The 22,797-nt window shown below is 42.6% G+C and carries 23 protein-coding genes, 1 other RNA gene and 1 pseudogene; 14 read left to right on the forward strand and 11 right to left on the reverse strand.

Annotated features, from left to right (window positions below; translation table 11 throughout):
• Positions 1 to 75 precede the first annotated feature (75 nt).
• The 5 genes from K2P83_RS01910 to metG are packed head-to-tail and all read right to left on the reverse strand — an operon-like array spanning position 76 to position 3,832.
• Positions 76 to 321: a DUF2442 domain-containing protein gene (locus K2P83_RS01910; RefSeq protein WP_292926185.1), complete on the reverse strand. Its 246-nt coding sequence runs from the start codon at positions 319 to 321 to the stop codon at positions 76 to 78.
• Positions 302 to 538, reverse strand: a complete 237-nt coding sequence (locus tag K2P83_RS01915) for a DUF4160 domain-containing protein (RefSeq protein WP_292926186.1) — start codon at positions 536 to 538, stop codon at positions 302 to 304. Before K2P83_RS01915 ends, K2P83_RS01910 begins: the two co-directional genes overlap by 20 nt.
• Positions 539 to 564: 26 nt before the next feature.
• Positions 565 to 1,320: a YggS family pyridoxal phosphate-dependent enzyme gene (locus tag K2P83_RS01920; protein WP_292926187.1), complete on the reverse strand. Its 756-nt coding sequence runs from the start codon at positions 1,318 to 1,320 to the stop codon at positions 565 to 567.
• A gap of 24 nt (positions 1,321 to 1,344) precedes the next feature.
• Complete coding sequence (locus K2P83_RS01925; RefSeq protein ID WP_292926188.1) at positions 1,345 to 1,716, reverse strand: DUF4440 domain-containing protein; 372 nt, start codon at positions 1,714 to 1,716, stop codon at positions 1,345 to 1,347.
• 10 nt (positions 1,717 to 1,726) lie between these two features.
• On the reverse strand, positions 1,727 to 3,832 hold the full coding sequence (metG, locus tag K2P83_RS01930) for a methionine--tRNA ligase (RefSeq protein ID WP_292926189.1): 2,106 nt from the start codon (positions 3,830 to 3,832) through the stop codon (positions 1,727 to 1,729).
• A 123-nt stretch (positions 3,833 to 3,955) separates the two neighbouring features.
• On the opposite strand from metG, the gene apbC reads away from it, so the two are divergent.
• From apbC to K2P83_RS01950, 4 genes are all read left to right on the forward strand, one after another.
• The gene (apbC, locus tag K2P83_RS01935; RefSeq protein WP_292926190.1) at positions 3,956 to 5,044 is read left to right on the forward strand and encodes an iron-sulfur cluster carrier protein ApbC; all 1,089 of its coding nucleotides are present in this window, start codon (positions 3,956 to 3,958) and stop codon (positions 5,042 to 5,044) included.
• 12 nt (positions 5,045 to 5,056) lie between these two features.
• A complete protein-coding gene (dcd, locus tag K2P83_RS01940; protein WP_292926191.1) occupies positions 5,057 to 5,623 on the forward strand; it encodes a dCTP deaminase in 567 nt (188 codons plus the stop codon).
• A gap of 37 nt (positions 5,624 to 5,660) precedes the next feature.
• Complete coding sequence (locus K2P83_RS01945) at positions 5,661 to 6,920, forward strand: TIGR03790 family protein (protein ID WP_292926192.1); 1,260 nt, start codon at positions 5,661 to 5,663, stop codon at positions 6,918 to 6,920.
• Positions 6,921 to 7,285: 365 nt separating this feature from the next.
• Positions 7,286 to 8,461, forward strand: a complete 1,176-nt coding sequence (locus K2P83_RS01950; protein ID WP_292926193.1) for a type III PLP-dependent enzyme — start codon at positions 7,286 to 7,288, stop codon at positions 8,459 to 8,461.
• Positions 8,462 to 8,575: 114 nt separating this feature from the next.
• Here the strand turns inward: K2P83_RS01950 and K2P83_RS01955 are convergent, their stop codons facing one another.
• Positions 8,576 to 9,094: a dihydrofolate reductase gene (locus tag K2P83_RS01955; RefSeq protein ID WP_292926194.1), complete on the reverse strand. Its 519-nt coding sequence runs from the start codon at positions 9,092 to 9,094 to the stop codon at positions 8,576 to 8,578.
• Positions 9,091 to 9,885: a thymidylate synthase gene (locus tag K2P83_RS01960; protein ID WP_292926195.1), complete on the reverse strand. Its 795-nt coding sequence runs from the start codon at positions 9,883 to 9,885 to the stop codon at positions 9,091 to 9,093. Before K2P83_RS01960 ends, K2P83_RS01955 begins: the two co-directional genes overlap by 4 nt.
• A gap of 169 nt (positions 9,886 to 10,054) precedes the next feature.
• Here K2P83_RS01960 and K2P83_RS01965 point away from each other — a divergent pair, with 169 nt between their 5' ends.
• Positions 10,055 to 11,512, forward strand: coding sequence for a leucyl aminopeptidase family protein (locus K2P83_RS01965; RefSeq protein ID WP_292926196.1), 1,458 nt, complete (start codon positions 10,055 to 10,057; stop codon positions 11,510 to 11,512).
• A 22-nt stretch (positions 11,513 to 11,534) separates the two neighbouring features.
• Here the strand turns inward: K2P83_RS01965 and K2P83_RS01970 are convergent, their stop codons facing one another.
• Together K2P83_RS01970 and queF are read right to left on the reverse strand one after the other, a co-directional pair.
• Positions 11,535 to 12,827: a LysM peptidoglycan-binding domain-containing protein gene (locus K2P83_RS01970; protein WP_292926197.1), complete on the reverse strand. Its 1,293-nt coding sequence runs from the start codon at positions 12,825 to 12,827 to the stop codon at positions 11,535 to 11,537.
• 154 nt (positions 12,828 to 12,981) lie between these two features.
• A complete protein-coding gene (queF, locus tag K2P83_RS01975) occupies positions 12,982 to 13,401 on the reverse strand; it encodes a preQ(1) synthase (RefSeq protein WP_292926198.1) in 420 nt (139 codons plus the stop codon).
• Positions 13,402 to 13,495: 94 nt separating this feature from the next.
• On the opposite strand from queF, the gene smc reads away from it, so the two are divergent.
• The 7 genes from smc to K2P83_RS02010 all read left to right on the forward strand — a co-directional run bounded on the left by smc (position 13,496) and on the right by K2P83_RS02010 (position 20,329).
• Positions 13,496 to 17,041, forward strand: coding sequence for a chromosome segregation protein SMC (gene smc / locus K2P83_RS01980; protein WP_292926199.1), 3,546 nt, complete (start codon positions 13,496 to 13,498; stop codon positions 17,039 to 17,041).
• A gap of 86 nt (positions 17,042 to 17,127) precedes the next feature.
• A complete protein-coding gene (locus tag K2P83_RS01985) occupies positions 17,128 to 18,312 on the forward strand; it encodes a cell division protein ZipA C-terminal FtsZ-binding domain-containing protein (RefSeq protein ID WP_292926200.1) in 1,185 nt (394 codons plus the stop codon).
• A gap of 230 nt (positions 18,313 to 18,542) precedes the next feature.
• A complete protein-coding gene (locus K2P83_RS01990) occupies positions 18,543 to 18,788 on the forward strand; it encodes a CDGSH iron-sulfur domain-containing protein (protein WP_292926201.1) in 246 nt (81 codons plus the stop codon).
• 133 nt (positions 18,789 to 18,921) lie between these two features.
• Positions 18,922 to 19,122, forward strand: coding sequence for a hypothetical protein (locus K2P83_RS01995; protein WP_292926202.1), 201 nt, complete (start codon positions 18,922 to 18,924; stop codon positions 19,120 to 19,122).
• Positions 19,112 to 19,411: a cell division protein ZapA gene (locus K2P83_RS02000; RefSeq protein ID WP_292926203.1), complete on the forward strand. Its 300-nt coding sequence runs from the start codon at positions 19,112 to 19,114 to the stop codon at positions 19,409 to 19,411. Before K2P83_RS01995 ends, K2P83_RS02000 begins: the two co-directional genes overlap by 11 nt.
• 20 nt (positions 19,412 to 19,431) lie before the next feature.
• Positions 19,432 to 19,611, forward strand: a non-coding RNA gene (gene ssrS, locus K2P83_RS02005) — 6S RNA.
• A 79-nt stretch (positions 19,612 to 19,690) separates the two neighbouring features.
• Positions 19,691 to 20,329 carry an HAD-IA family hydrolase gene (locus tag K2P83_RS02010; protein WP_292926204.1) on the forward strand — a complete coding sequence of 213 codons (639 nt, stop codon included), beginning with the start codon at positions 19,691 to 19,693 and terminating at the stop codon, positions 20,327 to 20,329.
• 79 nt (positions 20,330 to 20,408) lie between these two features.
• Here K2P83_RS02010 and K2P83_RS02015 read toward each other — a convergent pair whose 3' ends face one another.
• Positions 20,409 to 21,062: a TlpA family protein disulfide reductase gene (locus K2P83_RS02015; protein ID WP_292926205.1), complete on the reverse strand. Its 654-nt coding sequence runs from the start codon at positions 21,060 to 21,062 to the stop codon at positions 20,409 to 20,411.
• A 103-nt stretch (positions 21,063 to 21,165) separates the two neighbouring features.
• Between K2P83_RS02015 and K2P83_RS02020 the strand changes: the two genes are divergently transcribed.
• On the forward strand, positions 21,166 to 21,630 hold the full coding sequence (locus K2P83_RS02020; RefSeq protein ID WP_292926206.1) for an EVE domain-containing protein: 465 nt from the start codon (positions 21,166 to 21,168) through the stop codon (positions 21,628 to 21,630).
• Positions 21,631 to 21,685: 55 nt separating this feature from the next.
• A pseudogene (locus K2P83_RS02025) lies at positions 21,686 to 22,129 on the forward strand (transposase).
• A gap of 404 nt (positions 22,130 to 22,533) precedes the next feature.
• Here the strand turns inward: K2P83_RS02025 and K2P83_RS02030 are convergent.
• Complete coding sequence (locus K2P83_RS02030; RefSeq protein ID WP_292926207.1) at positions 22,534 to 22,701, reverse strand: hypothetical protein; 168 nt, start codon at positions 22,699 to 22,701, stop codon at positions 22,534 to 22,536.
• Positions 22,702 to 22,797 lie beyond the last annotated feature (96 nt).

Genomic DNA, 22,797 nt, shown 5'->3' on the forward strand with positions numbered 1-22,797 from the left:
GTTATTTCTGACTCTTTGAGAATCATAGACAATTACAAGCAGATTATTCTGTAGAAAACGATGCTCGGTTTATAACTAACGATTTCCGCGCAACAATCCAGCTACGCTGATATCTTCATCCACATCCGGCCAATGAATGCCTTCGCCATCTCCCAGCAGTTCGTAATTGGCAAGCTGCTTTTGACTGGCTGATGCCAAACGTGGAAACCACAGCAGAGGAACCGCAATTGTTCTTCCATCTACGAGCGAAACAATCATATCGTCATCGGAGAATTGCACATTCTTAGCTAATGCGCACGTCTCAATTACCAATGTGTTCATTCCATGCCTCCATAAACAGTTTTTGATTCTCTTCAACATACTTCGACAGCATTCTTAATTCATGTGATGAGAAATGCTTTGAACTTGCCAGTACGATTGGATTTAACCAGAATTTAGCAAGAAAATTTTCCCGTTGGACATGAATGTGCGGCGGTTCACCTTTTTCATTGCTATAGAAAAAAAACCGGTAGGCACCGAGTCTGAGTATCGTAGGCATATTCCACCGCTCTTATTACTCTCGCATCACCCCAACCCCGGCCAATAATGGCTATCCGGCAGCGGCCGTTTGCCGAAGATGGCTTGGCCGACGCGCACCACCGTGGCGCCCTCTTCGATGGCCAGTTCGTAATCACCCGACATACCCATTGACAGTTCGTCGAACGATAACCCTGCGGGCGCTTCCTGGCGCAGCATGGCTTGAATGTCGCGCATTTTGATGAAGCATTCGCGCACGCGGTCGTGGTCGGTTGAGAAGATGGCGAGGGTCATCAAACCCTTGATGCGTAGTGATGAGAATTGCGGCAGGTGTTGCACGAAATCGCGCACGGCTTCGGGCGGCAGCCCGAATTTGCTTTCTTCGCCGGAGCTGTTGACTTGCACGTAGACGTCGATGGCGCGGCCTTCGTTTTGCAGGCGTTTGTCGAGTTCTTCGGCGACTTTGAGGCTGTCCAAGGCTTGGAATTCGTTGGCGAAACGCGCCAGGTATTTGGCTTTGTTGGTTTGCAAGTGGCCGATGATCGCCCATTTGATACCTAAATCGGCCATAACTTCGGATTTTTCGCGCGCTTCCTGGATTTTGTTTTCGCCCATCTCATCGACACCGGCAGCAAAGGCGATGCGCAGCCGCTCCGCGGATACGGTTTTGGTCACAGGTAGCAGCCGCACGCTGGCAGGGTCGCGTCCGGCTTTTTTGCAGGCATCGATGATGCGCTGTTTGACGGTCGCGAGGTTATTCTTGATATCGTTAAATTGCTGTTGCTGCTCTTCGTTGAGTTCCACGGCCTGCTCCTGTTGTGCAAGAAATTAATTTTTTCTGGATGCTTGATGAAAAAACATTTTCCATTGATTATTGCGATACCGCCAAAGCGAGGTTCTGGTCGATCCTCCGCTTTTGGCATCGGTTTGATCGGGCTTTTGCAGCGAGTAAATCGCCAGCACTACATCCCCGGACACTGCCTTAATACGAAAATCTTTGAACGCCCAGTGCATGCTCGGATCTTTGCGCGTCAGCCAGCTGATTACATCGCTTCGGGAACGAATTGTTCCTTGATGGTCGATTTCCTCGAAATCTTCCGCCAGCAATTCGTCGATCAATCCGGGATGCGCGGTCAGATCGCTTTGCAGCAAGCTAAGTTCCAGTTGCTGAATCAGTTCGGTAAGTGCATTCGAATCCATTCGCAGCAAATTACTTAACCCGCATGCCCGGCTGCGCGCCGGAATCCGGCGACAGAATGAACAATTCACCGGGATTGCCGCCACCGGCAGCCAGCACCATACCTTCCGACAAACCGAATTTCATTTGCCGCGGCGCGAGATTGGCGACCATCACGGTCAAGCGCCCTTTCAGCTTCTCCGGATCGTATGCGGATTTGATACCGGCAAACACCGTACGTTGTTCGTTGCCAATATCGAGCGTCAGTTTCAACAGTTTTTCTGCGCCTTGCACATGCTCGGCGTTGACAATCTTGGCGATGCGCAAATCGATTTTGCTGAAGTCGTCAATCGAAATTGTTTCGGCAATCGGGGAAATGGCGTGTTGCTGTTTTTCCGCGTGCCTTGCCGGCGATTGCGGCGGTGAAGTGGTCAGGCTTTGCGTGTTGGCGGCGATCAGCGCGTCGATCTGTTTGGTGTCGATGCGCGTCATCAAGTGCTGATAAGTGTTGATGGTATGTCCCGCGGGCAGTAACAGATCGGAAACCGGTTGATCGGCGCGTAATTGCGGCCAAGTCAGCGGTTCGCCATTGAGAAATGCTTCGATCTGCTGCACGGTACCGGGCAGAATCGGCTTCAAGTAACGCGATAGCAAATAGAACAACTGAATACCGAGACTACAAGCGCGGTGCAAATCGTCAGCGCGATCCGCATGCTTGGCGATTTCCCACGGTGCTAAATTGTGAATCATTTCGTTGGCTTCGTCGGCAAATTTCATGATTTGACGGATGGCTGCGGAAAATTCGCGTTCTTCAAAGGCTTGTTCGATGACTTCTGGACGCCAACTTGAAAAATGTTCGTTCACGATGGCTTGCAATGCCTGATATTGCTCGCCGGACACCAGTTTACCGTCAAAGCGTTTGGTGATAAAACCGGCGCAGCGGCTGGCGATATTGATGAATTTTCCGACCAGATCGGAATTGACGCGCGCGACGAAATCGTCCAAGTTCAGGTCGATGTCTTCCAAGGTGCTGTTCAGCTTGGCGGCGTAATAATAGCGCAGCCATTCGGGATTCAAACCTTGTTTCAAATAACTTTCCGCGGTGATGAACGTGCCGCGCGACTTGCTCATTTTCTCGCCGTTCACGGTCAGAAAACCATGCGCGAAAATCTTGGTCGGTGTGCGGTAACCGGCGTTTTTCAACATCGCCGGCCAGAACAGCGCGTGGAAATACAAAATATCCTTGCCGATGAAGTGATACAGCTCGGTATCGGATTGCGGTTGCCAGAATTCGTCAAAATCGATTTGTTCACGCGCGCACAAGTTTTGAAAGCTACCCATGTAACCGATCGGCGCGTCGAGCCAGACGTAAAAATACTTGCCGGGTGCACCGGGAATCTCGAAGCCGAAATATGGCGCATCGCGCGAAATATCCCAATCGGAGAGTTTGTTTTCTCCAGCTTCGCCGACCCATTCGCGCATTTTGTTGGCCGCTTCCGGTTGCAGATGGTCGCCATTGCAGGCCCATTGGCGCAGAAAATCGGCGCAACGTGCATCGGATAAACTGAAAAAATAATGTTCCGATGATTTCTTGACTGGCTTGGCACCGGAGACTGCTGAATAGGGATTTTTCAGTTCCGTTGGCGTGTAGGCCGCACCGCAGGCTTCACAGGAATCACCATACTGATCTTTGGCACCGCACTTCGGGCACTCCCCTTTAACAAACCGGTCGGGTAAGAACATGTTTTTAACCGGATCATACAGTTGTTCGATGCCGCGTATCGCGATCAATCCGGCAGCCTTGAGTTTGCCGTAAATGACTTCGGAGAAATGACGCGTTTCAGTTGAATGCGTACTGTAATAGTTATCAAACTGGATATGGAAGCCGGTGAAATCTGCCGAATGCTCATCGTGTACGCGCGCGATCAATGCTTCTGGTGTTATGCCCTCTTTTTCCGCACGCAGCATGATCGGTGTGCCATGCGTATCGTCCGCGCACACATAATAAACTGTATGTCCGCGCATTTTCTGAAATCGCACCCAGATATCCGTTTGAATGTATTCCACCAAATGACCCAAATGGATGCTGCCATTGGCATAAGGCAGCGCAGAGGTAACCAGAATTTTTCGCTTATTCATTAACTCTCATGAAATCAGATTAGATAAAGATGAATTGTAACAAACTGTGTGGGCATTCCTGATATTTGTTACCATCCCTTCTTAAATTATTAACCGCTAATCAGCAGCAAAAAGGAGTTTGTAGTGACTATTTCTGAGCAGCAAATACAATCCGTACTCAAGCAAGCCATTGATCCGACAACGGGCAAAGATTACGTAACGATGCGAACAGTACACAATATTCAAATTGAGCAAAATAATGTATCCCTCGAAGTCGAACTGGGTTATCCGGCTAACAGTGTTAAAGGTGCCGTGCAAAAACAAATTATGGATGCACTGAAATCAATACCGCACATTGGAAATATCCAAGTCACAGTGAGTAGTAAAATTATTCCGCACAGCGTGCAAGGGGGCGTCAAACTGATCCCTGGCGTTAAAAATATTATTGCGGTAGCGTCCGGCAAGGGCGGGGTCGGAAAATCGGCGACGGCCGTGAACTTAGCGCTCGCATTGGCATCGGAAGGCGCATCGGTGGGGATTCTGGATGCGGATATTTACGGTCCATCACAACCGCAGATGCTGGGAATCACAAGCCACCCGGAATCGCTCGATGGCAAAACCATGGAACCGGTTTTGGCACATGGTATTCAAGCGATGTCCATTGGCTTGTTAATTGATGTCGAAACGCCGATGGTTTGGCGTGGTCCGATGGTTACACAGGCTTTACAGCAATTGCTCAACGATACCAATTGGAAAGATCTGGATTATTTAATTGTGGATTTACCACCAGGCACCGGCGACATTCAACTCACGCTTGCACAGAAAATTCCCGTAACCGGTGCTGTCATTGTCACCACACCACAAGATATTGCTTTGCTTGATGCACGCAAAGGATTAAAAATGTTCGAGAAAGTGGGAATTCCGATTTTCGGCATTGTGGAAAACATGAGCACACATACCTGTTCTCAATGCGGACACACAGAACCGATATTTGGAACCGGCGGCGGGGAAAGAATGTGCAAGGACTATGATGTGGAATTCTTGGGCGCGTTACCCCTCGATATCAAGATTCGTGAACATACGGACATGGGAAAACCCAGCGTGGTCGCCGAACCTGACGGTAAAATAGCCGATATCTATCGGTTGATTGCACGGCGAATCGCCGTTAAAGTGGCTGCATCCGCTGAAGATCACTCAGGACTATTCGCCAAGATCATAATGGAAGATAACTAAAAAGGCTAAGGAATGACGATTAAATCAGATAAGTGGATACGTCACATGGCGCAAACCTATGGCATGATCGAACCCTTCGAACCCGATCAGATCCGTCAGAAAAATGATCAGCGGATTGTTTCCTATGGTACTTCAAGCTATGGTTACGATATCCGTTGCTCGGATGAGTTTAAGTTATTTACCAATATCAATTCCACCATCGTCGATCCGAAGAATTTTGATTCCAATTCATTTGTCGATGTCAAAAGCGATGTGTGCATCATTCCACCCAATTCTTTCGCATTGGCCCGCACTGTCGAGTATTTCCGTATCCCGCGCAATGTGCTGACTATTTGTTTGGGCAAATCAACCTATGCTCGTTGCGGCATTATCGTCAATGTCACCCCATTTGAGCCGGAGTGGGAAGGGTATGTCACTCTGGAATTCTCCAACACAACCCCCCTGCCCGCTAAAATTTATGCCAACGAAGGCGTCGCACAAGTTATTTTCTTTGAATCGGATGAAGTCTGCGAAACTTCTTACAAGGATCGCGGTGGCAAATACCAAGGACAGCACGGTGTTACGTTGCCGAAAATTTGAGACGGTGAAGTTGATAACGGATGTGTGAGACTCTTTTATGATGTCGGCACGAGAAAGTTTAAAACGAATCAGACAACTTTCCGTTCTTTTAGCGATTATTCTATTTTCTGCAGCTTCTTCGGTTGAAGCGCAAACACGCATCTCTTTACCCCATACCGGATTCATGCCGGAAGACATTGCTGTCATCGTCAATGATGACGATCCCTTATCCCGGCAAATTGGCAGCTACTACCAGCAAGCGCGGCGTATCCCTGAAAACAACATAATTCATCTGCGCTTCTCATCCGAGCGCAGTGCGATGACACCGAAAGAATTTCAACAACTAAAAGCAACGATTGATCAGCTTACCCCTGATCACGTACAGGCTTACGCGGTTGCTTGGACCAGCCCCTACCGGGTGGGTTGTATGTCTTTGACTTCCGCATTGGCATTGGGTTTCGATAAAAAATATTGTTCCAAAGCATGTGCGCCAACAACACTTAGCCCTTATTTCAATGCGCAAAGCCAGTATCCAGCCATTGATTATAAACTTCGGCCTGCGATGATGCTGGCAGGGACCTCCTTTGAACATGTCAAGGCATTGATAGACCGGGGCATTGCTTCCGATCACAGTTTTCCAAATGGTCAAGCCTATTTACTCAGCACCTCAGACAAAGCACGGAATAATCGCGCAATGAGTTATGCACAGACTGCAAAAGATCTGTCTGGTGTTTTTCCTCTACAGATACTGGAAACCAATCTCATTTCTGATCACCAAGATGTTCTTTTTTACTTTACCGGAATGATCGAAGTACCCATGCTAGAAACACTTGGCTTTCTGCCCGGCGCATTAGCGGATCATTTAACTTCTTTCGGCGGCATGCTGACCGATTCTTCTCAAATGAGCAGTCTGCGTTGGCTGGAAGCTGGTGCCACCGCGAGTTATGGGACAGTTGTTGAGCCTTGCAGCTATCCACAGAAATTTCCTTCCCCCGCGGTTGCCATGTTTCATTATGCATTGGGTGCAACTGCCATTGAAGCTTATTGGAAAAGTGTAGCTTGGCCAGGACAAGGCGTATTCATCGGTGAGCCACTGGCTAAACCCTTCGCTCCGTTATTGCGGGAAATCAACCCCGGCCGCTATGAATTGACGATTTTCTCACCCCGCACAGGACAGATGAGAATTGAGAAATCACTTTCTGCCGCTGGGCCATTCAAACTTCATTCGAGGCAACAATCAATCCACCGAGGAAAGAATCTTATTCATTTCAGGTTTAATGAAAAGACAGATGGTTATTTGAAGTTGCAGTGGAATTGATTAATCTTCAGAAAATGCCCTAATCTGAGAAATAAAATAGACCCTATATCATGGTGTTGAAACCAGTCATTCATTAAAAAATAATTGCCTAAACTTTTTTGAAAAATAGCCGTCAAATCCCGCATAAAAATCAGCCATATAATATGTTGTTTTACAATACTTAATTTGTAAAAAATAAGAATTAATTTTCATATAAAAAAACACTTGATTTACCTGAAATGCAGACTATAATGCGTGCAAATTCAAAACAAGCTCACTTACCGATAAGGAGGTCATCATGAAAAGTATCAAGAACTTTTTTGCTGCAGTTGATTTAGTCAATGTTCATATTCCTGTGACGTAGCCATTTTTAAAGGAAGACACCCATGCATATATTTCCCTCTACACTTCAGAAATCCGATCAATCTGAAGTCCTGTTTGACACCCATCCTGAAAATAGTCTGAATTTTAAATACGTTCAGAATGAACTGAAGAAAGGCTATCAACGCCCTTTTTTACTGATTGACGGCAATATTATCCGGCAAAAAACACGGCGCTTCAAAGCTGCCATGCCACGAATCCATCCGCATTATGCAGTTAAAGCCAATCCAGATGAACGCGTACTGAAAACACTCATAGAAGAAGGTGCTGGCTTTGAGATCGCCTCTATAGCCGAGCTTGATCTGTTAATGAAGCTGGATGTATCTGCTGCTGAAATATTTTATAGCAACCCGATGAAATCCCGGGCTTATCTGGAATACGCTGCAAAAAAAGGCGTTGAATGGTATGTGCTTGACAGCATAGAAGAATTGCGCAAAATTGTCAGTGTCAAACCCGATGCCAAGATGTATTTACGCATCGACACGCCGAATATCGGCAGTGATTGGCCATTAGCGGGAAAATTCGGTACGCATCTAGCCGATATTAATGAAATCATTCAAGAAGCGGTAAAGCTTAACGCAGATCTGGCTGGTGTTACATTTCATGTGGGTTCACAGTGTCGTAACCCGCAGAATTGGCGGGTAGGAATTGAACGTGCCAAAAAAGTTTTTGCTGATATGAAGCTTGCTGGCTTGAATCCTCGATTGCTTAATATCGGTGGCGGATATCCGGTTCGTCATATTAAACCCATTCCTTCGATTGAAATCATCGCTGAAGTCATCAACGATGCCATTTCTGATTTACCGGAAAATATCCGCATCATGGCTGAACCAGGTCGTTATTTGGTATCCGATTCAGCTTATTTTGTTTGCCGAGTGGTGGGTACAGCAACCCGTAATGGAAAACGATGGATGTATTGGGATGCAGGCATGTTTGGAGGTGTCATAGAAATTACTGAAGGGTTACGTTATGAAATCTTGACTGATCGAAAAGGTAGCGATATTCCCTGGTCTGTTGCCGGCCCAACTTGTGATTCAGTAGATATTCTGATGCATGATCTCATGCTACCTAACGACATACAGGAAGGTGATTTCATTTATTTACCCAACGCGGGTGCTTATACGACTGCCTACGCCAGTAATTTTAATGGATTTCCTTTACCCGATGTAAAAGTGATATAAGTATTAGTTATTAATAGCTAATCAATCAATAATCCTATAAAAAATGGTGAAGTAGCTTTAGCGCACTTCACCATTTCTTTCGTTTACCGATACAAAAAATCATCAAAACAACAGTTATATCGCACTTACCTTACGGTCAAGGACGACAAAATGGTATTCCAGATTGGTGTCGTTCTCTGATATACGCCTATCGCGTTGCGTTTCTTCCCACTCGCTAGGATCAAATTCAGGAAAGAAAACATCTCCATCAAAATCTCTCTGAATCTCCGTAATATATATGCGCTGACAAATCTTAAGGGTTTGCCGGTAAAGTTCTTCGCCCCCAATGATAAAATTCTCACCATTGATCGGTCTGGTTCTTTCGCATATCAGAAGCGCATCGTCAATGGAGTTAACCACAGTCGTTCCCGGCACTTCATATCCTGTCTGACGCGTGACAATAATATTCGCTCTGCCCGGCAGAGGTTTACCAATAGATTCATATGTTTTACGTCCCATCACAATAGTTTGTCCCATCGTCAGGAACTTGAAATGCTTCAAGTCGGCTGGCAAATGCCACGGTAATTTATTATCCCGGCCAATCACGCGATTTTTCGCCATGGCTACCAATAGGGATAAACGAGGTGACGTCATACAGCTACTGGTGCTTTGATAGCCGGATAAGGATCATAATTTTCCAAAGTAAAATCCTCATAGTTAAAATCCAATATCTCGCTGACATCTTGATTTAATTGCATAACCGGCAATGACCGCGGCTCACGCTTTAACTGCTCGTGTGCTTGATCAAGATGATTCAGATATAGATGTGCATCACCTAAGGTATGCACAAAATCCCCCGCTTCAAGGTTGCAGACTTGCGCAATCATTAAAGTAAGCAATGCGTACGATGCGATATTAAAAGGCACGCCGAGAAAAATATCAGCACTGCGTTGATAAAGCTGACACGATAGTCGATTGTCCGCCACATAAAACTGAAAAAATGCATGGCACGGCGGTAATCGCATTTTATGCAGATCCCCTACATTCCATGAAGAAACAAGCATGCGCCGTGAATCAGGTGTATTTTTTATCTGCTCAATAACTAGCTTAAGCTGATCGATATGTTGACCCTCCGCTGTTGTCCAGGATCGCCATTGATGACCATAGATTGGCCCAAGATCACCCTTCGTATCAGCCCACTCGTCCCATATGGATACACCTTTCTCGTGAAGATAGCCGATATTTGTATTGCCTTGCAAGAACCACAGTAATTCGTGGATAATAGATTTCAAATGGCACTTCTTGGTTGTCACTAATGGAAAACCATCGGCTAAGTTAAAACGCATTTGATAGCCAAAGACTGAGAGTGTGCCGGTACCCGTTCGATCAGATTTTTGATGCCCATGATTCATAACATACTGCATTAACTCAAGATATTGGCGCATTCTTAGTTGATACTCCTCAGTAGAATCAGAATAAAGTCCATCCGCTACAGGCTATCTCAGCCGTAATGCGTATAAGGCGTATATAATAACAAGATTATCAATAATCATCTTTATGCAATGACGTCCGGTATTGTCATTCAAAAAATAATATTCAACAGGAAAGCTTTCAATGCTGGCATCACTTTTCCAAAATATATCACCTATCGATCAATCTACTAAAGCATCACATATTCTCGTAATACTCCCGAAATTAGATAAAATCCCAAAAAAATTAGATATCACTGGTGAAGAGCCGCTGAAAAAGCTGCTATTGAGACGTGAAATGCAATTGACCGATCTCAGTGACACACCAGTGAGTGCAAATCTTGAGAAAGGTGAACTATGCGCTTGGGTCATGCTGGATAAAAACAAGACCGTCTTCGATCAACAAACTTGTGTGCGGAAAGCACTTAAATTACTTCTGTCAGAAAATCCTTCCGAAATACATATCAATGTCTATGGTACGACTCAACAACGAAAAGATTCCTCCGAATTAGTAGTCTATGCCACTTGGGTCAATGGTGCCGCCCTTCCAGTACGTAAAAATAAACCAGTTAGAAAACCGCTGGATAAAATTTATTTATATGGTTATAAAGATGATGATAACTTCACCTTGCAACGTGCGCTGGCTGAGGGAAATTTATTAGCGCGTGGTTTAACTGCATTGCCAGCAAATGAACTAACACCGAAAACCTATCGCCAGCAAATTAAGAAACTGGCTGATAATGAAGGATGGAAATACCAAGAATATGATTTAAACAAACTAAAGGAAATCGGCGCAGGCGCTTTTGTTGCTGTTGCACAAGGCAGTGATTCCGAAGATGCTGTCATTGTTCATCTGCAACGTCACTATAAACAACATGCACAGAACAAAAATGTTGCCATTGTCGGCAAAGGTATCTGTTTTGATACCGGTGGTCATAATTTAAAACCAGCACGGCATATGCAAGGCATGCACGAGGACATGAATGGTTCTGCTGTCGCACTGGGTATTCTGCTGGCTGCCACGCGGGCTGAAATCCCAATCAGCATTGACTGTTGGCTAGCGATAGCAGAAAACCATATCAGTCCTCGTGCTTATAAGCAGAATGACATCATTTCAGCACTGAGCGGGCTATCAATTGAAATTGTCCACACCGATGCTGAAGGACGTATGGTCCTGGCCGATACCTTAACATTGGCGAACAAATTAAAACCAGATCTAATCATTGATTTCGCAACCCTAACCGGCAGCATGAAAACTGCTCTGGGATCACGTTATAGTGGTATTTTTAGTAATCGTGACGATTTGTCCCAAAAAGCTCTTTCTGCAGGCAAAAGAAGCGGTGAACGCGTTTGTCTTTTCCCAATGGACGCTGATTATGAAGAAAGTCTTGAAAGCAATGTTGCAGATATCAAACAATGTGAGATAGGCGGAGAATTCGATCATATTCTCGCCGCATGTTTTCTGCGACGATTTGTTAACGATACACCCTGGCTGCATATGGATTTATCTGCCAGTAGCCATAAAGATGGCTTGGGCGCTGTGGATAGTGAAATCACCGGATTCGGTGTCAGTTGGGCTGTCGAATTTCTAAGGACTGTTTGATAAGGTAAAGAAATTGTTGCAGTTAGCCTCTCAAAATCACCAGTTTCTGTCCAATAGATAGATTCTCCTCGCTATCATTCCATGATTTAATTTGATCAACGGTTGTACCATATCGCTTTGCAATTTCATACAGAGTATCGCCTTTTTTTACGACATAAACGCTCGACTGAAAATTTTGTAACTGTTTCTTCTTTCGTGCGGCATTATCGGCCTGGTTCTCAACCACAACATGAGGAACCAATATTTTCTGTCCAAGGGTTACATTTTTATGTCTGGCAATGCCGTTAATTGTCTTTAATTGCTTTACAGTAGTTAAATGACGATCTGCAATTTCATTGATACTTTCACTTTTTCTGACGCGATAGATCTGCCAGGACACTCGCGGGTCTTGATAAGTTTCCAGATTTTTTAAGAAGATCTCTTTATTAGTTTTCGGTAACAATAAAGTACGAGGTGCTGCATCAGACACTTTGATGACATAGCGATTATAGGCTGGATTCAAGGCGTTAAATTCAACCTCGGAAATATTTGCTAGGCGAGTAACTAATGAGATATCGATAGGTTCATGTATTTTAATTTGGTCAAAATACGGTCGGTTCGCTATGGGTCGGATTTTCACACCATACTTTTTAGAATTAAGAATGATATCTTTAACCGCCAACAACTTATATACGTAGTGTTTTGCATCAATAGGCAGATTCAAATCATAAAAATTGCCTGGTCTACCTTTATGACTATTCCTAGATAATGCTTTACTGACAGCACCTTCACCTAAATTGTATGCTGCAATGGCCAACTTCCAATTATCAAACTTCCGATAAAGATATTGAAGATAATCAAGAGCAGCCTGAGTTGATGCAATAATGTCACGGCGATCATCATGCCATACGTTCTGTACTAACCCTAAAATCCGTCCTGTTTCTGGTTGAAATTGCCACAAACCGGCAGTTTGGCTATTAGATTTAATCAAAGGATTGTAAGTACTTTCAATAACCGGAATCAACGCAATTTCCATTGGCATACCCCGGCGTTCTAATTCCTCCACAATATAAAAGAGATACGGTTCGCTGTTCGCAACAATACGATTAAACGATTCCGGATTCTGTGAATAGGAAGTACCTATTCTGTTAATTATTTTATTATCGGGTGGCAGTCCAAGTGCAAAACCGTTTTGTAAGCGGCTCCACAAATTTGTATGATACTGAATCTTGTCTTGTACTAACTTCTCCGCAACTGCATCCAACGATATAAATGTACAAGTCCAGAAAAGTAGTGATATCAGCAAAACAAAAAGACTATTTCTTTTTAAAATCATTTATATATACTATTTTTGTATCTATACCGCCTGACAGGATATATAAGTTTCTGATCTTTGCAAACTATTTTTTACACTAGAAAATATCTCCACCAATTAAATAATATTTATTATTATGATGTTATATAATAAACTTTACAAAATACATTAACAATCATTCGCGGATATTAGACTGGGAATTGAATTCTTGAAGTAAAACTGTTGGTTTTGGCTGCCAACCTTTTTTTCGATAATCAACTGTAACGTTGGTAAAAATTCCGCCGCGCACGTAAAAACGTGCGATTAACCGTGCGTATCTTGGCTTTAAAACTGCGACGAGATCATCGAGAATTTTATTAGTAACTGCTTCATGAAATACTCCCTCGTCACGGTATGACCAGATATAAAACTTGAGGCTTTTCAGCTCAACGCATTTTTTATCTGGAATATAGTCCAGTATTAAGGTTGCAAAATCAGGCTGCCCCGTTTTGGGGCACAAACAGGTAAATTCAGGAATTTCCATATGAATATGATAATCCCGGTCTATAAATGGATTCGGAAATGTCTCAAGCTTCTTCTTAGGTTTACTGATCATTCTTCATGCTCATGTTTAAATTAATTCGGTTACAATAAATGGTTCGCGCTATGCGCTTTTTCTATTATAACTGCCTTATCTCGTAAACAAAAAATTGCGTTTAGCCCATATCAAGCTCGCCGGCTTTAAATCATTCGTCGATCCAACTGTAATTTCTGTTTCCCAAGATCTAGTAGGTATCGTGGGGCCCAATGGCTGTGGAAAATCAAATATTATTGATGCAGTAAGATGGGTACTGGGTGAATCCAAAGCATCTGCTTTGCGAGGTGACTCGATGCAAGATGTTATTTTCGCCGGATCAGATAACCGGAAAGCTGTTGGGCGCGCCAGTGTTGAAATAGTTTTTGACAATCACCTCAGCAAAATAACCGGACAATGGTCTAGTTACGCAGAAATCGCTATTAAACGCGTGCTTCAGCGCGATGGCAACTCAAACTATTTTATCAATAACCTGCAAGTACGTCGGCGTGATATTTACGATCTTTTCCTGGGCACTGGGGTTGGAGGTCGAGGTTATGCAATTATTGAACAAGGCATGATCTCACGGATTATTGAAGCAAAGCCCCAAGAATTAAGAAGTTTTCTGGAGGAAGCGGCAGGAATCTCCCAATACCGGGAACGCAGACAGGAAACTTTCTTACGCCTTGTAGAAACCCGAAAAAATCTTACACGATTAGAAGATATTCGCCAGGAACTAACACTTCAGCTGCAACATCTCGAAATTCAGGCAATAATCGTCCAGCAATATAAGTCATTGCAAGAAAAATTGCAGAAAACACAATCCATATTGTGGCTACAACGTGAGGCCGAAGCGATTGACCAGCGAACTCATGCAGAAAATGAAATTCAAAGGCTTGAAGCAGAATTGGATATTGTTCTAACAAGTCAACATAATGCAGAAAGAGAATATGAAAAAATCCGGGCGAAAGAATATTCCGCCAATGATAAATTACTCCAAGTACAAGGGCAGTTGTATGCTACTGATGCGGAAATAGGACGTCTTAAGCAAGATATCGGTTACCTAAGAAACACGACTGATCGTTTAACACACCAAATTCATGAAGTTGGAAATCAACTAGAGAAAAGCCATGAATTAAAAAAAATCAAATCAGAAAACTTAGCGCATTGGCATCAGGAAAAAACGAAAGCGGAACTCAATCATCTGCAAAGCATTCGCAGGCATGACACAGAAAACAAGAAACTCCCTGATATTGAAGCGAACTTTCTCGCTTGCCAAGCGGAATTAAACGAGAGTCGGCATAGCCATCTTTTAACCGAACAGGCCAATCAACTTGAAGACAGCCACCTCTCGCATGCCGAAAAGAATATCCAGCAGCTTGAAGCACGATATAACCGCTTATTGAAAGAACAAAGCGAACTTGCATCTATTGATCAATCCAGATTAACAGAGCAACAGCTAGAAATGGATCAAGCTGAATTTGCGTTGAATGACGAAAACCGCAAGCATCATGAAATTGAAAATCAATTAATTACAGCAACCCAATTTAAACAGCAGATAACCAGTACAATTCAAGAATTGCAACATACATTATCGCAGGCAACAGCCCGCTTCAATGCGCTGCAGAGTCTTCAACAAAAACTGGAAAATAATCAAGATTTAACTGCTTGGCTACGTAAACAGCAATTGGATATTTTACCTCGCTTATGGCAAAAGATACAAATCCAGCCTGAATGGGAAAATGCGCTGGAGGCAGTTTTACAAGAGCGGCTCAACAGTATCGAATTTGAGCAATTGGATAGTCTCCGGGAATGGATTAATGCGGTGCCGCCTGGAAAGTGGACCATTTTTGAGAAAACCCAGGACACCTCGCGTAATACTTTTAATCAATCAATAACTAACCACATAAACTGTGAGAAACTGCTTACTTATATCATGGCAAATCAGCGCGAAACTCAAAATGTGCTGGAGGATTGGTTAAGTAGAGTATATGTGATAGAAGATGCAGAGATGGGGCTTAGCAAAAGATCTATGTTAGACTCAGGCGAAATGTTGGTAACACGGCAAGGGCATATTATTACGCGAAATAGTTTTAATTTCTATGCACCGAATTCTCAATTACATGGCGTTCTTTCGAGACAACAAGAACTTACCAATTTACAAAAAGAAATTAATCAGATTGAGTCTCTACTCCAACACCAACAGGAGTTTCTAACAGAAGCTGAACAACAGTGCGTTGAGTCTAATCGTGCACTCCAAAGAATCAAAGAGAATACCAAACAAATACAACAACATTGGCATAGATTACAACTTGAAACAGTAAAGCTTTCACAAATTAACGAGCGAAGCACTCATCGCAACAACCAGATCAATTCTGAATTGGCGGAAATCAAGCAGGCACTTGACAGCGAGATTTCGTTGCAGGAGTCAGCAAAAGCTGAATTAACAAAAAATCTGGAGCAAATTGAGACGTTAAAAGAAAACGTACAACAAGCTCAGCTAGCTTGGGAAGCAGCTGATCGTATACTCGCAAATCAACGGCAAAAAATACAGCAAGCAACAAAGGAAATGCAGGAGATTGCATTTCATGTCAAGACATCCCTGAGTAAAATCGATGAGATAGAACTTAGCGTAAAATCTATCGATGAAGATTTACAAAAATTAGCAGAAAATCATGTCAATTTGCTCAAAGAAAAAGAGGGTTTAAACGAATCCCCACTCAATAAGCAATTAGAATCTGCACAGATACAACGTAAATTGATTGAGCAATCAACCTCACAGGCGCGTCAAGAAGTCGATGATACTGCAATCTATTTACGTGAAATTGAAAATACCCGCATGGCATCAGAACAAAAATCACATGTCTTGCGAGATGCCATCAATCAAACCCGACTCAAGGAACAAGCGGCCAATATTGCAATTAGCCAATTTGATGAACTGATCCGTAATGCTAATGTTGACACGAAACAATTGTTACCATTATCAAAGAAAAAAGATATTGCTACATTACAATCAGAGATTCATCAAGCTAATGCAGAGATTGCCACGTTGGGAACTGTTAATCTTGCTGCATTAGACGAACTGGAGATTACTCGCGCACGCGAAACCAGTTTGGTTAATCAATTACAGGATATCAATGCAGCCATTGCAACCCTGGAGAATGCTATCCAGCAAATAGATCGAGAAACTCAATTACGTTTGCAAGAAACTTTTACATTGGTCAATACTTATTTAAGCGAGATTTTTCCGGTCATTTTTACAGGAGGGAAAGCCTGGCTTGAATTTTGTGACGACAAGGTACCGGATGACGGTTTATTGTTGATGGCGCAACCGCCAGGGAAAAAGAACAGCTCTATTCATTTATTATCAGGCGGAGAAAAAGCACTCACAGCATTGGCGCTGATCTTTTCTTTATTCCGGTTAAATCCAGCACCGTTTTGTTTGCTGGATGAAGTAGATGCACCACTCGATGATAGCAATACAGGACGTTTTTGTGAGTTAGTAAAAAATATGGCAACACAAACCCAATTCCTGTTTATTAGTCATAATAAAATAACCATGGAGATGGCACAGCGATTAATAGGCGTTACAATGCAAGAACAAGGGGTATCAAGAATTGTGGCTGTTGATCTCGCTGACGCCATTAAATGGGGAAAGCGGAATGAGCAACCTGTGATCTAGTGATTGAAGTTGAACGTATAAAACTGACATAATCTGATACCGGTGCTTTGCATAATGGTATTTTTAGGAGATAGCAAGGAGGTATTATGGAGATATTGAATATGAGTGACTTGCAAATAAGCTTGATTATCATTGGCATAGTAGTTATTGCCGGTGTTGCTGTCTTCAATTGGCTACAACAACTGCGTTACCGGCGTAAAGTACAAGCCGCGTTCGATCACAAGCACGATGATATTCTTCTAGATACTCATACTTCTGAAGAAAACTTTCAACGTATTGAACCAAAATTCAACAAAACGCCACCAGATATAGCATTCGATCCGTTTACTCAAACCGAAATACCTCCCATTGAATCCAAGAAAGCACCGGCAAGGCCATCAGCTAACACCCTTGTCAATATTTCAACCAGTGCCGTTACAAATTCTTCTACCATCTCACCCATTCTAGATTACGACAGTAATACAAATTACGTTGTCAACGTTCGATCAGAATCGGCTATTGCCAATACCTATATCGCCAAACTGCTGCAAAGAAAATTTGACTTCGGGAAACCTGTTTACTGGCTGGGTCAACGCGATAAAAATGATTCTTGGGAAGAAATCACCAATGAATCTAATGTCGACAGTGATGGCTACAGTCATTTGAAAGGCTGCTTGCAGCTTGCTGATAGAGCTGGCCCTATTAGTGAAATTAATTTATCCAAGTTCAGGGATCTGGTACTAGATTTTGCGTCGCAAGTACATGCTACAGCAGAGTGTCCAGACATTGTCAGTACGCATGAAAAAGCTGTAATGCTTGATAAATTCTGCGCTGAAGTAGATGTGATGATCGGCATTAATATCATTAGTAAAGATGACGGCGCATTTGTTGGCACAAAAATTCGTGCATTGGCAGAAGCGTCTGGGTTCCGGCTCGAATCGGAAGGAATTTTCAAATATCGCGATGATAATAATAATGTATTGTTCACACTCAACAATTATGAATCACCTCCATTTTTGCCCGATAATATAAAGTCACTCACAACACACGGTGTGACGTTCCTGCTGGATGTCCCGAGAGTTGCGCATGGAGAAAGGGTATTTGATCAAATGACCCACTTAGCGAAGATTTTCTCCAATACGCTTGGCGGGATTATGGTCGATGATAATCGGGTTCCATTAAGTGATAGCGGGATCCTTAGAAGTAAACAACAATTAATTGAGATACAGACTTCGATGAAAAACAATCATATTCATGCAGGTAGCTCAAGTGCTTTGAGGTTGTTTGTATAAGAAACTTTCCACTAAAAAATTAAAGATAAATACTTAAGCATCCGTAATCGCTATCAGGGCAACAACTCATTCTCATAAATTTATTGTGTAACAAGTGGTTAAATAACATTGTTTAGAAGAAATTGTAGAATTCAAGGCTATAAGCCTGATAAATATTATTATTTCTGTGATAGCTCATTTTAATTAGATGATTAATTACTATAATAACCTTCTTTGATAAAGAGATAACAATGAATCAATCTTCGAATACCGAAAAATATTTTTCACCTATTGAAGTCAAGCTTGAATCAGGAAAAGACTACTATTGGTGCACTTGCGGCCGGAGCGAATCCCAGCCTTTTTGCGACGGTTCACATAAGAATACCGAATTCACACCTAAGAAATTTAGCGTTAGTGAGAGTAAAACAGCCTGGTTATGTACTTGCAAGAAAACCAGCAATGCTCCTTTTTGTGATGGCACTCATCTCAAACTATAAATAATAAACTGGCACTGTACTTTTATAAAACAAAAATAATCATCGCAAGTGCGATCAAGTACTGAGGCACGGCAACAGAATTTAAAATTTGGTTACTCATTAGCCTTTTAATAGTTCGGAAAGTAGTGTCTCCATGGAAACAGAACTGAAATCTTTAGAAGAAAAAGTTTTTCTGCTTCTACGCTTGTATCAGGATACTCGCATAGAAAATAAAAAATTACGTGAGGAACTTGCAGATTCGTACGCCCAATGTGAAAAATTGAATGAAAAAATACATGTTGCGGCTGGTCGGCTTGAGACACTACTTCTAAATATTCCTGATAATGAAAAATAAACCGCTGAATCTCGATATCATGGGGCGTGAATTTTGCGTTACTTGCCCCGATGAGGAGCGAGAAGAAATTCAACTTGCAGCTGCTTACTTAGACAATAAGATTCAAGAAATCAAAGCAGAAGGTAAAGTTATTGATTCCGATCGTATCGCAATTATTGCAGCACTGAGTATCACGCATGAATTACTCATGCTACGCACTGGAACTGGCTTTGACATGAATGAATTTAGGCGTAGAATTAACTCGCTGAAGAAGAAAGTTGATGAAGTAATGATCAAGACAGAAAGTTAGAATTGTTGCGCAAATAAAGTTAATCCCTGCGATGTTTGTTAAGATCTATATTCTTTGAACCAAGTATTAGAAAATGGTTGTGGACTTTAGTGATACTGTTGTGCGCACCGATATACTGGATGTGCCTGATGTATCCGTGAAGCAACCGCCTTGGACCTCATGGTTCAAGATGAAGATCTGACGGCATATGTGGGGAGCTATTCCAGGGCAAGAAATGTTTATTAAACGTTTCTTGCCCTTTTAGTTTTCCGTTTGCTACTTGTTTTCCATGGATCTAAAATGCAACAAGGCATCAAGACTCCAGAATCTCCCCCTACCAGAACATTTTTGTTTGATATTGGCCGCGTTCTGCTCGATTTTGATTTTGAATCATCGCTGGTAAAATTAATACCCGAAAGGATTAATAATCCGGAAGAACGTATTCAACAAGTACTTGAGCAAAAGGACTCATTGGAAACCGGATTAATTGATCCGGAAAGTTATGCGAATTGGGCACTAAAGATCTTCGAAAGCGATGCCGCACTGCCACAATTTTATCAAGCCTGGCAACAAATTTTCACCGCGAATGAATCCATGTGGCGCTGTGTCCGTCAACTAGCTAGCACCAATCATGCATTGATTCTGATTTCAAATATTAATGCAATCCACTGTCCCTGGATATTTGCTGCATACCCAGAATTTGCTTACTTTAAACATAAAATATTGTCATTCGAAATCGGTTTTCTTAAACCGGAATTTGCAATCTATCAATACGCAATCAAAATGTATCAGCTTAATCCAGCATCAACCATTTACATCGATGATCAACCACAAAACATTGCATCGGGTAAAGCACTCGGTTTTCAGTGCTGGCAATATGATTTGAAGAATCACCAAGCATTTGAAATTTGGCTAAAAGAAGCCTTAGTGACTGGTTAATAAAAGTTATTAATCTTCAAGTTATCTGGTCATCCTCAATATTTATCGAGACATGCCTTCATCTTAGCAAAATAAGAAATCATTTTTCCGCTAGAAAATGTTCGACCATAGCCTGCTTATAATCGATCTGGCCAAATGAAACATCTTTCAATTGACCCTTCCGATCGAACATAATACATGATGGCGTCCCTTGCAACGCAAAACGTTCAAAGGTCTCGGCTTTCATAGATTTTTGTTCCATATAATGCCTGGCTTGCTGTAGCACGGATTTTTTTTGTTCATCGCTAAATTTCTCAAATTCAGGCAAAAATTCACTTGCATAACGCAGCACTCGTTCATCGGTTACTGGCTCGGTTTCCGCCACAACACTATCCATGCCTACTGCAAAAGGTATTTTCCAAGGTAACCTGCCTTGCAATAAGACACCATGTTGGTTAAGCGCCTTAAACGTCTCACCGATCACTTCGCCCGTTGTAATTAGCTTCTGCAAATTCTCAAGCGTATTTTTATCATAATCTTCAAATGCAGTAGCTAGACCAATCACAACCAATCCCTGTTGATGATAGCGTTCATGCAAATCAATGGCCCTGGGTAATGAATAAATAAAACAACCTGGGCAATTCACTTGAAAAACCTCGATCAGAACCACCGATCCAATAAGATCAGCCAAAGAAATGGGGCCGCCTTGTACCCAGGTATCAACAGCAACATCAGAAAGTGAATAATTATTCATTGTTAAAATAGTTAAAATGAGAAAATAGAAACACTGGAATATTACAGAAGCCAGGCACTATCGTGCAGGATTTTGACTAAAAATATTAATACTCTTCAAGAAAATGAGATACTGGCTAATGAAGTCTGAACCAGATGAGTTCAGCATTGAGGATTTTTCAGCACACCAAAATCAGACCATTGCGTGGGAAGGTATACGAAATTACCAATCACGTAACTTTATGTGCAATCAAATGGCAATTGGCGATCAGGTTTTTTTCTATCACTCATGCTGCAAAGATCCTGGCATTATGGGAATTGCTGCCGTCAGCAAGGCGGCTTATCCAGATGCCACGCAATTTAATCGCAGTAGCAAGTATTTTGACCCGAAGGCAACAATCAACAATCCGCGTTGGTTTAATGTTGAAATCACCCTGGTTAAAAGAATTCGCCTTATCCCGATTAGAGAACTCAGGCAACACCCTGAACTCTCGAGAATGCGCGTGTTACAAACCGGTAACCGCCTATCGATTACCCCAGTAGATCCGGCAGAATGGCAATTTATCATGACTATTTTTAAACGTAACTAATAGATTTAATCTCTTCCGGTTATATTCCCCGCCGCTTGCGGCGTAGAATATATGAATGAACGCACATATTCATAAGAGTCGCGCTATTACGGTTTTGATGAATCACTCGGCATATCCGGCAAAATATAGGCGTGTAATCTTTGACAAACAAGTTGAAGCCGTCCTCAAGGTTAACTGTCTTGGGGTGGTAAAGCGTATTAAGTGAAGTTTTTAGAGATCGGTACGGATAAGGATCGTGCTTATTTCTTGGTACAGTCAGTACCGATATATAGTGTGGCCAAGCTTATAGCACTCATTTAGATCATAATCGCACGAGAAATTCTCAGATGATATCCACAATAGATAACAAGAAGCTCTAGGGTGGGGAATTTTGACTGATGGCTATTTTTCAAATACAGTTAACAAGCATGGAGATGAACAGATAATTGGCAAGTATGAACAGAATCAAGGTAAAACGTATCAGAAATTACACTCGGATTATCAGCTTGCATTGTCCTAAGCAAAAATACCCCGCTGCTTGCAGCAAAGCTCTTTATCACCATCCAATCTTCTTTCGCTGTTGCACTGACTTGACATAGACAGTAATGCGTTCCCGGCCAATTTGGGATATATCCTGTCCGGTTGCCGAGAGCTGAAAGGTTTGTCGTCAAGCCTGATCAAGATTCAAGCTGACAGTATACTGTTCGCCACGCTGATAAGTGTGGATGTAGAAAATATAGGTATCGGTTAGGTTTACCGTAAGTAAGGTGGAGCAGCCTGTTGTGCACTTCACTTGAATCGTCTTGCGTTGCGGTTTGAAAAGTATCCGATTGAAGTATTTCTATTTTTCCGGCATCAATGCAATTTTTCATCCACTTGCCGAAGATGATAAGTTCGCATGGTTTGAGTTGTGTTCAGCAACAACTAGGCTTTTTCCTTTTTCACATCAGACAAATCACTCGGCCAATCGCCGGTTATAGCGCCCATTTTTTGTTCATCGCGTTTTTTGGCAAACACCATGAATGCACACCAATCGCGGTGTTCTTGACGGATAGCCCCGACTTCATACCTTACCAGATGACATTTTCCCAAGTATGCAACAAACAATTATCTAAGGAAACGCTGAATAATTCATCGCGCAGTAGAGATCAAGCCGAATGACTATGTGATATTGCGATAATTTGCGCA

Origin of the sequence: Nitrosomonas sp. (assembly GCF_019752415.1) — a bacterium.
Taxonomy (GTDB): domain Bacteria; phylum Pseudomonadota; class Gammaproteobacteria; order Burkholderiales; family Nitrosomonadaceae; genus Nitrosomonas.

What these genes read in the sequence shown, in the direction of transcription:
- K2P83_RS01910 (WP_292926185.1), bottom strand. Translation starts at nt 321, where the DNA reads ATGAACACATTGGTAATTGAGACGTGCGCATTAGCTAAGAATGTGCAA.
- K2P83_RS01915 (WP_292926186.1), bottom strand. Translation starts at nt 538, where the DNA reads ATGCCTACGATACTCAGACTCGGTGCCTACCGGTTTTTTTTCTATAGC.
- K2P83_RS01925 (WP_292926188.1), bottom strand. Translation starts at nt 1,716, where the DNA reads ATGGATTCGAATGCACTTACCGAACTGATTCAGCAACTGGAACTTAGC.
- metG (WP_292926189.1), bottom strand. Translation starts at nt 3,832, where the DNA reads ATGAATAAGCGAAAAATTCTGGTTACCTCTGCGCTGCCTTATGCCAAT.
- dcd (WP_292926191.1), top strand. Translation starts at nt 5,057, where the DNA reads ATGACGATTAAATCAGATAAGTGGATACGTCACATGGCGCAAACCTAT.
- K2P83_RS01945 (WP_292926192.1), top strand. Translation starts at nt 5,661, where the DNA reads ATGATGTCGGCACGAGAAAGTTTAAAACGAATCAGACAACTTTCCGTT.
- K2P83_RS01950 (WP_292926193.1), top strand. Translation starts at nt 7,286, where the DNA reads ATGCATATATTTCCCTCTACACTTCAGAAATCCGATCAATCTGAAGTC.
- K2P83_RS01955 (WP_292926194.1), bottom strand. Translation starts at nt 9,094, where the DNA reads ATGACGTCACCTCGTTTATCCCTATTGGTAGCCATGGCGAAAAATCGC.
- K2P83_RS01960 (WP_292926195.1), bottom strand. Translation starts at nt 9,885, where the DNA reads ATGCGCCAATATCTTGAGTTAATGCAGTATGTTATGAATCATGGGCAT.
- K2P83_RS01965 (WP_292926196.1), top strand. Translation starts at nt 10,055, where the DNA reads ATGCTGGCATCACTTTTCCAAAATATATCACCTATCGATCAATCTACT.
- K2P83_RS01970 (WP_292926197.1), bottom strand. Translation starts at nt 12,827, where the DNA reads ATGATTTTAAAAAGAAATAGTCTTTTTGTTTTGCTGATATCACTACTT.
- queF (WP_292926198.1), bottom strand. Translation starts at nt 13,401, where the DNA reads ATGATCAGTAAACCTAAGAAGAAGCTTGAGACATTTCCGAATCCATTT.
- K2P83_RS01985 (WP_292926200.1), top strand. Translation starts at nt 17,128, where the DNA reads ATGGAGATATTGAATATGAGTGACTTGCAAATAAGCTTGATTATCATT.
- K2P83_RS01990 (WP_292926201.1), top strand. Translation starts at nt 18,543, where the DNA reads ATGAATCAATCTTCGAATACCGAAAAATATTTTTCACCTATTGAAGTC.
- K2P83_RS01995 (WP_292926202.1), top strand. Translation starts at nt 18,922, where the DNA reads ATGGAAACAGAACTGAAATCTTTAGAAGAAAAAGTTTTTCTGCTTCTA.
- K2P83_RS02000 (WP_292926203.1), top strand. Translation starts at nt 19,112, where the DNA reads ATGAAAAATAAACCGCTGAATCTCGATATCATGGGGCGTGAATTTTGC.
- K2P83_RS02010 (WP_292926204.1), top strand. Translation starts at nt 19,691, where the DNA reads ATGCAACAAGGCATCAAGACTCCAGAATCTCCCCCTACCAGAACATTT.
- K2P83_RS02015 (WP_292926205.1), bottom strand. Translation starts at nt 21,062, where the DNA reads ATGAATAATTATTCACTTTCTGATGTTGCTGTTGATACCTGGGTACAA.
- K2P83_RS02020 (WP_292926206.1), top strand. Translation starts at nt 21,166, where the DNA reads ATGAGATACTGGCTAATGAAGTCTGAACCAGATGAGTTCAGCATTGAG.